Below are 11,605 nucleotides of genomic sequence, written 5' to 3'. Positions count from 1 at the left end.
AGATCGGTCAGGCGGTGATCATGAAGGCCAGGCCCAGCAGGACGACGACGGGGATCAGCCACACCACGGCTTCGACGGCGAACTCCTTGTACACGGTCAATTTCTCCCTTTAAGTCCCACTAAATCCATAAATCTGGCCATGCGAAGCATATGCGGTCCCATGGGTGGCCCCGCACCCGGCCCACGACGGCCACCTCCCGCAGTGGTCAGCTCCCCTTGGCCGAGGCGTCCTCAAGAGGCTCGTCGGGCGCCGACACACGCAGCCAGCGCGTGCCGTACGGCTCAAGCGTGAGGCCGACCCTGCCGTCTGGGGGCAGGTCGAGTGTGCCGTCCACCAGCAGGTCGGTCAGCACCTGCCCCTCGCCCAGGCCGTCCAGGACGAACTCGGCCCTCGCCTCGCGGTCGGCGAAGTTGTGGACGGCGACCACGGTGCCGCCCTCGGCGTCGGCCCGATGGACCAGCACCGCCTCGTCCGCCGTCTCCAGGACCCGGTAGGCGCCCCAGGCCAGCTCCGGCGACTCCCGGTAACGCTCGATGAGCAGGGTGATCCAGTGCAGCAGCGAGTCGGGGTCGCGGCGCTGGGTCTCGACGTTGACCTCGCGCGGGCCGTACGGCCCGGCCGGGGTGGAGACGGGGGTCCGCTCGGTGACGGGTGAGAACCCTCCCGAGGGCGACCACTGCATGGGGACCCTGACCGCCATCCGGCCCTCCCCCTCCGGGTTCTCGCCGAGGCCGATCTCCTCACCGTAGAAGAGCACCGGCGTACCGGGCAGGGAGAACAGCACGCTGTAGGCCAGCGCGAGCCGCCGCCGGTCACCGTCGAGCATCGGCGGCAGGCGCCGCCGTACTCCCCGGCCGAAGACCTGCATGTCCTTCTCGGGGGCGAAGGCGTCGAAGACCTCCTGGCGCTCGGCGTCGGTGAGCTTGTCCAGGGTCAGTTCGTCGTGGTTGCGGATGAAGGTGGCCCACTGGCAGTCCTTCGGCGGGGCGGGCCGCTCGCGCAGGGCCTCGGCCAGGGCGGCGGGACGGCCCCGGGCCATCGACAAGTGCAGACGCTGCATCCCGATGAAGTCGAAGCACATGGTGACCTCGTTGCCGTTGCCGTCACCGAAGTAGGCCATCAGGTCCGGGTAGGGCAGGTTGACCTCGCCCAGCAGGATCGCGCCGCCGTCGCGGCGGTTCATGAAGGCGCGCAGGTCCGCCAGGAAGGAGTGCGGGTCGCCACCGGCCCCCTCGATCAGGAACGGCACCGCGTCGACCCGGAAGCCGGAAAGGCCCAGCTCCATCCAGAAGCCGAGGATGCGGGCGATCTCATCACGGACCTCGGGATTGCCCACGTTCAGGTCGGGCTGGAAGCGGTAGAAGCTGTGCAGGTAGTACTGGCCGCTCCCCTCGTCGAACTCCCAGATGCTGTCCTCCTTGTCGGGGAAGACGATCGCCTTCGGGTCGAAAGGTCCTGGCTCGTCCCTCCATACGTACCAGTCGCGCTTCGGCGAGTCCCGGCCCGACCTGGACTCCCGGAACCACGGGTGCTCGTCGGAGGTGTGGTTGACCACCAGGTCGGCGATCACCCGGATGCCCCGGTCCCTGGCGGTCCGCATGAACTCCACGAAGTCGCCGAGGGTGCCCAGGCGGGGATCGACCGAGTAGAAGTCGGTGATGTCGTAGCCGTCGTCACGGCCGGGGGTCGGGAAGAAGGGCATCAGCCAGATGCACGTCACCCCGAGACGGTCGAGATGGTCGATCTGCTGGGTGAGCCCTCTGAAGTCTCCGACGCCGTCGCCGTTCCCGTCCTTGTACGTCTCGACGTCAAGGCAGTAGACGACGGCGTTCTTCCACCACAGATCGGCAGTGTGGGTCAGTCGCATGCGCCCGCACTACCCGGGCTTTACCCGTTTATGGGGGATATAAGTAGTGATCGTTCCCCTTACGGCGTCGGTACGGCTACGGTGGAGGCTGGACTGTGGAGGGGACCATGCGGCAGCTCAGGCACGGCGCGCCCTTCGGGTGGCTGCTCAGCCTGCTGTTCCCGCTGCTCGTCGCGGCCGGTCCCGCCGCCTTCCCCTCCCCGGCCCCGCTCACCGGTACGGCCGCCGCCCCCCGGCACTTCGCGATCACCACGGAGCGGCGCCCGCTCTCCCAGGAGTCGTCGGCGGGAGAGCGCCCGCACCTCCCGGGGACCCTCACCTCCACCCTGCTCTCGGTCCTGGCCGGACCGGCGGGAAGCGGCGGTCACCCGGCCGTCGTCCCGCAGGCGGACTTCGCGCCCGCCCTGCTGCCGACCGGGTCGCGGCCCCGCGCCACGGGCGAGGCGCCCTTCCCACCCCCGGCACCGGGGACCGGCCCCGCCAGAGCCCCTCCGGCCACCTCCACAGGCGCCTGAGCGCCACCTGACCGCCCGGCGGCCACACGCCGGGCGGACGACAACCGTCCGGGACATCAAGGACGGACACCCGCCAGGAACGTTCAGGACGGACCTCCGTCCGGAAGGTTCAGGACGGGCTTCCGCCCGAGACGTTCAGGACGGCGAAGCACCCCGGCACCTCCGGAGTGGCGACGCCGTCCGGCCCGATCCCTGACGGTCGAACCGCCTGGGACGTCCCGGAACACCTTCCGGACTTCGCCGTACCCGCGAACGTCCCGGCGCGCCCGCGGACACCCCGGCAGTGCCCCGGCAGTGCCTCTCAGCGGACCCTGACGGCGCCGCGATGGCGTCTCAGCAGCGTCTCTGTGGCACCTCTGTGGCGCTCCGGCACACCCGCGGGCCGTACCCAAGGACTTCTTCCAAGCCTGTGGAGGCTTCCATGTCGCGTGCCCCCGTGGTGCGCGCGGTGACGGCGCTCGCCGTCATCGCCATCTCACTCTTCGTGGCGTTCACCATGACGCCACGCCTCGGTCTCGACCTGCGCGGCGGTACCCAGATCGTGCTGGAGACCAGGGACTCCCCGACCGCCAAGGCCGACGCCGAGGCCACCGACCGCACCCTTGAGGTGCTGCGGCGCAGGGCCGACGCGCTCGGTGTCGCGGACGCCCCGCTGTCGCGTTCCGGCGAGCGGCGCATCATCGTCGAGCTGCCCGGTGTGCAGGACCCGGCCAGGGCCGCCGAGGTCATCGGCAAGACCGCGCAGCTGACCTTCCACGCCGTCGAGGGCGTGGCGGACGAGAAGACGACTCCCGGCAAGGGCCAGCTCGTCATCCCCGACGAGGACGGCGCCAAGCTGCTCGTCGGCCCCGCCAGGCTCACCGGGGACGGCGTCAGCGGCGCCGAGGCGGGGACGGACCCGCAGAGCGGCGGCGGCTGGTTCGTCACGCTGGACTTCCGCGACAAGGGCGGCGAGGAGTGGGCGAAGCTGACCGGCGAGGCCGCCTGCAACGCCCCCGGCGACCCCAAGCGCAGGGTCGCCATCGTGCTCGACGACAAGGTCCTCATCTCCCCCCAGGTCAACGAGGGCGTCGGCTGCCGGGTCGGGCTGACGGGCGGTTCGACGCAGATCACCGGCTCCTTCGGCGTCGAGGAGGCGCAGGACCTGGCCGCGCTGATCAAGGGCGGCTCGCTGCCCGTGCCCGTCGAGATCGTCGAACAGCGGACCGTCGGCCCGACGCTCGGCGCCGCGGCCATCCTGGCCAGCGCCCAGGCCGCCGTCATCGGCGTGCTGCTCACCGCGCTGTTCATCGTGGTGACCTACCGCCTGGCGGGGGCGATCGCCACCATCGCCCTGCTCTGCTACGCGTTGATCTCCTACGCCGCGCTGGTCGCGCTCGGCGCCACGCTCACCCTGCCCGGTCTGGCGGGTTTCGTGCTCGCGATCGGCATGGCCGTCGACGCGAACGTGCTGGTCTTCGAGCGCGCCAGGGAGGAGTACGCCGCCAAGCCCCGGCTGCGGCCCGCGCTCGACAAGGGCTTCCGCAACGCGTGGAGCGCGGTCGCCGACTCCAACATCACGACGTTGCTGGCCGCCGGCCTGCTGTTCTTCCTGGCCTCGGGGCCGGTGCGGGGCTTCGGTGTCACGCTGGTCATCGGTGTCGTGGCCTCGCTGTTCACCGCGATGGTCGTCACCCGGGTGCTGGCCCAGTGGGCGGTGAACCTGCCCCCGGTCGCCAGGCGGCCCAAGCTGACCGGCCTGGCGGACGTCGGCCGGGTCCGCAGGTGGCTGACCGAACGTCAGCCCGCCCTGATGCGCAGGCGGATGCCGTACTTCCTGGTCACCGCGGCGCTGATGGTCGCGGCGATCGGCGGGATCACGGTCAGGGGGCTGGACTTCGGCGTCGAGTTCACCGGCGGCAGGCTGATGGAGTACTCAACGACCAAGCCGCTGAGCGCCGACGCCGCCCGCGAACTGGTCTCCCAGGCCGGGTTCCCGAACGCGGTCGTGCAGTCCTCGGACGAGGGTGTCTCGGTGCGGACCGGCCGGATCGGCGAGGCCGAGCAGGCGCGCATCGAGACGGCGCTGGAAGGCGGGGGCGGTACGGTCACCAAGCAGCGTGACGAGCTCATCGGCCCCAGCCTGGGCGAGGAGCTGCGCAGGAACGCCATGATCGCGCTCGGTGTCGCGCTCGCCGCGCAGCTGGCCTATCTGGCCTTCCGGTTCCGCTGGACGTTCGGTCTGGCCACGGTGCTCGCCCTGGTCGTGGACGCGGCGGCCGTGATCGGCGCGTTCGCCTGGCTGGGCAAGCCGATCGACGGGGTGTTCCTAGCCTCGATGCTCACGGTGATCGGGTACTCGGTCAACGACAAGGTCGTGGTCTTCGACCGGGTCCGCGAACTGTGGGGGGCGCGGCGCAAGACGCCGTTCGCCGAGGTGGTCAACAACGCCATCCTGCAGACCGTGCCCCGTACGGTGAACACGGGTCTCGGCGCGCTGTTCATCCTCGGGGCGCTGGCCGTGCTCGGGGGTGACTCGCTGACCGACTTCGCGGTCGCGCTGCTGATCGGCATCGTCGTCGGCACGCTGTCCTCCGCGCTGGTCGCGGCGCCGCTGGCGATCGAGTTCGAACGGCGCGGCAAGGCGGCGCCGCCGCGCCCCAAGACCACGCGGAGCCGTGCGAGGGAGGGGTCGGGAGCGGTCCTCTGAGCCTTCTCAGGACGCCCGGGGCGGGGCCCGTGCCGAGGTTCGGCGGGCCCCTCCTCGGGGAGGGGACGGGCCGCTAATGTGCTGGGGATCCGGTTCCCCCCGACCTCTGGAAGGCAGACACACCGTGGCGGAAGACTACGCGACGACGTTCAGGATCATCGATGTGGACGGCGACGGCCTCATCTCGGCGCCCGAGCTCGCACGGCTGATGGAGGTGCTCGGTCAGCCGCTCACCCCTCAGGGGGCGGCCGATGCCGTGGCCAGAATCGACCGGGACGGCGACGGCCTCATCTCCCTGGAGGAATTCGCCGGATATCTCGGCTGATTTCCCCCGTTTCTCCTCGTTTAGGGCCGTGGGGGCCGTGACGGCCCCCCGCCCGACCTTCCGTCATAGTCGCCGGACATTTACCACTTCAAGTGGATTTATCCACCAATACACCGCCTGAATAGATGAAATTCGGTGGTGGATCGGCGATATGGCAAAGCATTCGCTCCTGCCCTTGCGGGCTATTGACTCTCCATTCACGACCTAATAACTTAAAGTAGCCAATGAGCTTCATAATGTAGCGATGAGGTGAGGTTCAATGCATCACACGGTCACACCGTCCCCCCGCGCACGACACGGCCCATGAGCACCGTGCCCCCGGAAACGCCCCCCTGAACGCCTTTTCCGAGCGCCGTACGCACCACGAAAGACTCCCACACGCACACCCGGTTCAGCTTTCCAGCGTGAGCTGACCCCAATCCTGCGCAGCGGATCGGTCGTCCCCTCGCCGACCTCCCGCCGACTCACCGCGACAGCGCGGAGCCAGCCGGAGATTCCCAGGCATACGACCGATCGGTCTCCAGGGTCCTCCATCCGGCTTTCTCCGCAGGAGGTGAGACATGGCCGGAGGTCTCGCACGTGAAGTGATCCGGTCGATGCGACCGACGTTCCCCACGGCGCCCCGCCGGGAACGCCACGACCTGGTCAATCTGAGAGACAACGAGAATCCCTTCGGCGGACCGCACCGCCACTATCCCGACAACGGGAACGACGACCTGGTCGCCGCCTACACCCGCGCGCTCGACGCCGTCGAGCCCGTGCCCGACGGCCTCACCCGCCCCAGATGGCGGTGGGGGCCGGAAAGCGTCCTGATCACACGAGGCGCGGCCGACGGCCTCGACCTGGTCTTCAGGACGTTCTTCGAACCCGCCTCGGACGCGGTCGCCGTGACCCCGCCCAGTTTCGCGCTCTTCGACGAACTGGCCACGGTCTACCGGATCGCCCGCCTGCCCGTCCCGTTACGGGGAGAGCGGCTCGACCGGCTCGACGTCGGGCGGCTCGCCTCGCTCCCGGTCAAGGGCGTCATCCTGTGCGACCCGGGCAACCCGACCGGCACCTGCCTGGACCGGCGGGACGTCCTGGCGCTCCTTGGGTCCTTCCACGGCCTGGTCGTGATCGACGAGGCCTACGTCGAGTGCTCGGGCCGTGTGTCGTACCGGCACCTGATCCCCGAGCATCCCAACCTCGTGGTCGTACGGTCGATGTCCAAGGCGCTCGGCCTCGCGGCTCTGCGTCTCGGCGCCGTGTTCGCCCACCCCGACCTGCTCACGGCGCTGCGCAAGACGCGGCTGCCGTACGCCCTGCCGGGGCCGGTGGCGGCGCGGGCCGTCGCCGAGCTGTCGCGGCCCACGCGACTGCGCGAACGGATCGCGGCGTTCACCGGGGAGCGCGACCGGCTGGCGGCCGGGCTCACCGGATGCCCGGGAGTCGGGCGCGTCTTCGCCGAGGCGGGCTTCGTCACGGTCGAGGGGGAACACGCCCTCGCCGACGAACTCTGGCGGGCGGGCTTCGACACGCTGCCCGAGCCGATGGGCTGGCCGGGGCACGTGCGCGTCTCCGTGGGACGGCCCATGGACAACACCCGGCTGCTCGCCGTACTCAAGGGGACCGCCGGTACGGCGCAGGAGCCCTCGGTCGGCGTGAGGAAAACGACGTTCCGCATGGCACGCGGCGGGATCGCCGCGATCCGGGGGAGAGGACTCCAGGCATGAGCACCGAGACGACCACGGCGCTGTCCGTGACGACCGTCGCCCGCCACGACATCCGCGCCATCACCTCGGTCAGGGTCGACGGCGACATCCACCAGCTCGGCCAGCAACGCGACTTCCGCCGCAACGACGCCCTGGCCGCTTTCCTGCCCGAGGCGGGCAGACCGTCCTTCGCCTGGGTACGGCTACGCGACGGGGAGAGCCTGGCCGTGCACCGGCATCCGACCAAGTCCATGATCCTGGTCTGCAGCGGCTCGGTGCTGCTGCTCGGCTCCGACGAACGCGAACTGTCCGAGGGGGACGTCGTGTGTGTGCCTCCGGAGAGCGACCACGGGTTCCGCACCCGTCCCGGTGAGGAGTTCCACGGTCTGTCCGTGCAGTTCGAGGGGGCCGGTCTCTACGAGGACGGGCACACGCCGAGAGCGAGCTTCGGCGGCTCCGGGGAGGCGCTGGCCGAGCTTGAACGCCTGAACGAGACGCTGCTCCTGCGCCACCGGGGCAACGCGCTGTTCACCCTGTTCGACAGCGGCAGGCTGACCAAGGAACCCGTGCTTCGTGCGCGTTTCCTGGCCGCTCTCTACGTGTGGGCGACCTACTTCCAGCGAATGCTCCACGCCCGCCAGGCCACCTGCTCCGAGGAGCCTCTGCGCGCGGAGTACGGCGAGCACCTGCGCGAGGAGCTCGGTCACGACCGCCTGCTGCTCGAACAGTACGACGCGGACACCGACGTCTACGACCCGATCCTTGAGGCGGCGGGAAGCTGGTTCGTCGCCCAGATGTACCAGATGGACGAGGCCCAGCGGATCGTGCTCGTGCACATGGTCGTCGAGTCGAGCGGCCACCTGTTCGGTCTCACCACCTCGGAGATCTTCCAGGAGGAGGCGGGCGGCTACTTCGCCCTGCACGCCCAGGCGGACGACGACCACAGGAACGTCGGCAGGGCTCACCTGACGGCCCTTCCCCCCTCGGCCTTCCCCGCGCTCGCCGAGACCTGCAGGCGGGCGTGGGACCAGATGGACCTGGTCCACGAGCGCATCGCCGCCTGGACCCTGAAGGACGGATGATGAGAGCCGCGACCGGGGGGCGTGTTCCCGCCCCCCACACCGGTACGGCCCCGCCGTACGTCTCCTGCGCCCCGCCCGGCGCCCGACATCCGGTGACCGTGATGTCCGAACGGATCGTGGACGTCTTCACCGACCTGGGCTACCGGGTCGCCGACGGGCCCGAGGTCGAGGCCGAGTGGTTCGCCTTCGACGCCCTCAACATGGACAGGGGCCACTTCGCCCGCGACCGGGACCACACCTTCTACGTCGCCGACCCGTCGGACAACGGACGCGGCTGTGGCCTGGTGCTGCGGGGACACACCTCCCCGGTGCAGATCAGGCGGATGCTCTCCTCCTCTCCGCCGATCCGGATGATCTGCACCGGGCGTGTCTTCCGCCCCGACCCGCTCGACGCCACCCACAGCCCGGTCTTCACCCAGGTCGAGGGGCTGGTCGTGGACCGCGGCCTGACCATGGCCGACCTGGCGGGCACGCTCGACCACTTCGCGGCGGCGGTGTTCGGCCAGGGCGTGGTGACCAGGCTGCGGCCCCACTGGTTCGCCTACACCGAGCCGTCCGCCGAGATCGACGTGGTGTGCGCCGTCTGCCGCGGCGTTCCCGAACGGGCGTGCCGTACCTGCTCGGGGGCGGGGTGGGTCGAGTGGGGCGGCTGCGGGATGGTCCACCCCAGGGTGCTGGCCACCTGCGGTGTCGACCCGGCCGAGTACGGCGGATTCGCCTTCGGCGTGGGTGTGGAGCGGACGTTGATGCTCAAACACGGCCTCGACGACATCCGCGCCCTCGGTGAGACGCCGCTGCCCGAGGAGCCGCCCGGTCCGTCCTGCCCCGGGACCGTCAGGCGGGCGGCCGGGAGGGCGCTGGCCTCGGCCGGATACGTCGAGACCGTGACCTCCCCCTTCGTCGGAACCGCCGCCTGGGACGCCCTCGGCCTGGCCGCCGACGACCCGCGCAGACGCGCCCTCACGCTCGTCAACCCGCTCGACGCCGGCGAACCCGAGCTGCGCACCACGCTGCTGCCCGGCCTGCTGGACGCGTTGCGCCGGGACATCGCACGCGGCCGCACGAACCTCGGCCTGTTCGAGCAGGGCACGGTCTTCACCTGCCCGGTCCTCATGGCTCGGGCGCCCCGCGTGCCCACCGGGACCCGGCCCGGCGAGACCGACCTCCGGGCGCTACGGGACCTCGTCCCCGCGCAGCCGTACCACCTGGCGGCCGCGCTGGCGGGAGAACCCCGCTGGGCGGAGCTGGTCGACGCGGCCCGCACGGTCGCGGGCGCCTCAGGGGGCGGCGTACGACTGACCACCCGGGAGGGAGGCCCCCCGCCGTGGCTGCCCGGACGCTGTGTCGCGCTGCTCGCGGGTCCCACCGTGCTCGGCCACGCCGGGCAGTTGAGTCCCGACACGGTCGGCGCCATGGACCTGCCGCCGGGAACCAGCGCCATGGAGCTCGACCTCGACATCCTCGAACGTCTCACGACCCCGAACAACGACGATCTCAGAGAAGGTGAAAGACCGTGACCCCGGAAGAACTCGCCCACGCCTACCTTGACGGGCTCGAACGCGGCGACCTCGACGCCGTGCTCGGCCTGTACCAGGAGGGAGGGATCGTCCACTCCCCCCTGTACGGCCCCATGCCCGCGGCGGAGTTCTACCCCGCGCTGTTCGCCGACACGGGCCGCGCCAAACTGCTGCTGCTCGGCACGACACAGGGCAGGACCGTCACCGGAGCCCCGTTGGTGACCATCTGGTTCCGCTTCGACTGGACCCTGCCCTCGGGGCAGCCTGCGAACTTCGAGTGCGTCGACGTCCTCGAACTGGCCGACGACGGGCGCGTCACGGCGCTGCACATCATCTACGACACGGTGATGGCCAGACCCGCCTTCGAGGCGGAGAAGGGCGCGGGCAGCTCCTGGCGCCCGGTCTTCTGACCGACCGGGCCGGGGGCGCTCCCCGATTCGGCGGAAACACGAAACCCCAGTCCCACGGTTCGGGTCGTGGGCTGGGGTTTCGGCGTTCGGCCTGAGGTCAGGCGATCGTCAGGTAGACCTGGCTGAAGGTTTCGGCGATCTTCTTGAGGTCGGTCGCCGTGTCCACCTCGGGGGTCGCCGGGGTGTAGACGGCGGCCATGCGGCGCTGGATCGGGGCGAGCTTCTTCAACTCGTCCCAGGCGGTCAGCCGGGTGACGGTGCCCTTGGCGTCCTGGACCCGGGTCCAGATGTTCACCTGCTGGGCGGAGCCGTCCAGGACGGGCTTGGAGACCCTGGCCGCGATCTGCTCCCCGGTGACCTGGCCGACCAGGCCGGTCTCCTCGGCGGCGACCTGGCCCAGGGCGTCCCAGGCGCGGGCGCGGACCTGGATCCACTGGTTGGCCTGGGCCTGCTCCGGGGTGATCTTCCAGGCGGTGTAGCCGCCGTAGGTCAGGCCGTTGTCGAGGGAGAGCTGGTCGACCCGGCCGGAGATCAGGTGCGACTCGACCCGCTCGGGGGCCAGCAGCGGGTAACGCTTGCGCATCTCGGTCTTGCAGGCCTCGTTCCCACCGCAGGCCAGCTCGGGGACGACCGTGTGGACGCCGAGACGCTTGCCCGGCGCGGCCTGGCGCAGCGCGGCGGAGGCGGCAGTGACGAAGGCCAGCACCTCGTCGTCGGTCTTGAAGGTCGAGTTGTAGCCGAGCTGGGAGCTGAACCGGATTCCGGCGACCTCGGGACGGGCGGCCAGGGCGGCGACCCGCTTGACGGCGGCGGAGAAGTTCTGCGCCCCCGCCTTCCAGTCGTCGGCCAGCTCGGTGTCGATCCAGACGCGCAGGCCGGTGCCCTTGGCGGTGGTGATCACCTGGCCCACGGGGCCCTGCGCGGCGGCGGTGACCTCCTGCTGGGTCGGGACCGTGGCGGCCGCCTGCTGGGCGGTCTGGGTCGTGGCGTTCTGGGCGGTGTTCGCCTGGCCGGTGGGCTTGAGGCCGCTGCTCTGCTCGGGCGCGCTCTCCGTGCCGTCGCCGCCCTCCTGGTACCCGCCGACCGCGCACTCCTGGCCCGCCTCGCACTCGGGCGAGCCGTCGGCGTCCGCGCCCTCGGGGAGCGGGGTGTTCTCGTCGCCCACGGTGCCGTCGCCCTCAAGCTGAGGGCAGGAGCTTCCCGGGGCGGAGCAGTCGATGAACTGACCGTCGGTGGGGGTGGCGGCCTTGAGGTTGGCGTTGTCGTTCGCGCCCCAGAACTTCACGATGTCGTATGCCTCGTCCGGCTTCGCCAGCCAGCGGCACACGATGAAGGCGGGGGCGTCGTCACCCATCAGATCGTTGCAGCTGCGATCGTCGTCCTGTGAGAAGGCCGCCGCAGCCGGCGCCAGCGCTCCGATGACCGCGACGGCCGCGCCGACGGCAAGAGTCCGTCGCAGGTTGATTCGCATGTCCCGAACTCCCAGTGATCCAGTCAAAACGATCGTT

9 protein-coding genes are annotated in these 11,605 nt (G+C 70.6%); 7 read left to right on the top strand and 2 right to left on the bottom strand.

Annotation, left to right across the window (positions count from 1 at the left end; genetic code table 11):
- Nucleotides 1-206: 206 nt before the first annotated feature.
- Nucleotides 207-1,868 (bottom strand): alpha-amylase family protein, encoded by a 1,662-nt coding sequence (locus ACFYY8_RS07540; protein WP_390038204.1) that lies wholly within the window; start codon nucleotides 1,866-1,868, stop codon nucleotides 207-209.
- A gap of 107 nt (nucleotides 1,869-1,975) precedes the next feature.
- On the opposite strand from ACFYY8_RS07540, the gene ACFYY8_RS07535 reads away from it, so the two are divergent.
- The 7 genes from ACFYY8_RS07535 (at nucleotide 1,976) to ACFYY8_RS07505 (ending at nucleotide 10,097) form a co-directional block, all read left to right on the top strand.
- Nucleotides 1,976-2,383: a hypothetical protein gene (locus tag ACFYY8_RS07535; protein ID WP_390038202.1), complete on the top strand. Its 408-nt coding sequence runs from the start codon at nucleotides 1,976-1,978 to the stop codon at nucleotides 2,381-2,383.
- A 421-nt stretch (nucleotides 2,384-2,804) separates the two neighbouring features.
- Nucleotides 2,805-5,072 carry a protein translocase subunit SecD gene (gene secD / locus ACFYY8_RS07530; RefSeq protein ID WP_390038200.1) on the top strand — a complete coding sequence of 756 codons (2,268 nt, stop codon included), beginning with the start codon at nucleotides 2,805-2,807 and terminating at the stop codon, nucleotides 5,070-5,072.
- 124 nt (nucleotides 5,073-5,196) lie between these two features.
- Nucleotides 5,197-5,397 carry an EF-hand domain-containing protein gene (locus tag ACFYY8_RS07525; protein ID WP_390038198.1) on the top strand — a complete coding sequence of 67 codons (201 nt, stop codon included), beginning with the start codon at nucleotides 5,197-5,199 and terminating at the stop codon, nucleotides 5,395-5,397.
- Between the two features lie 596 nt (nucleotides 5,398-5,993).
- A complete protein-coding gene (locus ACFYY8_RS07520) occupies nucleotides 5,994-7,109 on the top strand; it encodes an aminotransferase class I/II-fold pyridoxal phosphate-dependent enzyme (RefSeq protein WP_390038196.1) in 1,116 nt (371 codons plus the stop codon).
- On the top strand, nucleotides 7,106-8,170 hold the full coding sequence (locus ACFYY8_RS07515) for a cupin domain-containing protein (RefSeq protein WP_390038194.1): 1,065 nt from the start codon (nucleotides 7,106-7,108) through the stop codon (nucleotides 8,168-8,170). The genes ACFYY8_RS07520 and ACFYY8_RS07515 overlap by 4 nt, the downstream gene beginning before the upstream one ends.
- Nucleotides 8,167-9,687, top strand: coding sequence for a hypothetical protein (locus ACFYY8_RS07510; protein ID WP_390038192.1), 1,521 nt, complete (start codon nucleotides 8,167-8,169; stop codon nucleotides 9,685-9,687). The genes ACFYY8_RS07515 and ACFYY8_RS07510 overlap by 4 nt, the downstream gene beginning before the upstream one ends.
- Nucleotides 9,684-10,097, top strand: a complete 414-nt coding sequence (locus ACFYY8_RS07505) for a nuclear transport factor 2 family protein (protein ID WP_390038190.1) — start codon at nucleotides 9,684-9,686, stop codon at nucleotides 10,095-10,097. The genes ACFYY8_RS07510 and ACFYY8_RS07505 overlap by 4 nt, the downstream gene beginning before the upstream one ends.
- A gap of 97 nt (nucleotides 10,098-10,194) precedes the next feature.
- On the opposite strand, the gene ACFYY8_RS07500 is transcribed toward ACFYY8_RS07505, so the two are convergent.
- Complete coding sequence (locus tag ACFYY8_RS07500) at nucleotides 10,195-11,568, bottom strand: hypothetical protein (protein ID WP_390038188.1); 1,374 nt, start codon at nucleotides 11,566-11,568, stop codon at nucleotides 10,195-10,197.
- Between the last annotated feature and the right edge of the window lie 37 nt (nucleotides 11,569-11,605).

Source organism: Streptosporangium sp. NPDC001559, assembly GCF_042893955.1.
Taxonomy (GTDB): domain Bacteria; phylum Actinomycetota; class Actinomycetes; order Streptosporangiales; family Streptosporangiaceae; genus Streptosporangium.
The sequence above is the reverse complement of the archived record's forward strand: the minus strand, read 5'-3'. Positions and strand labels throughout refer to the sequence as shown.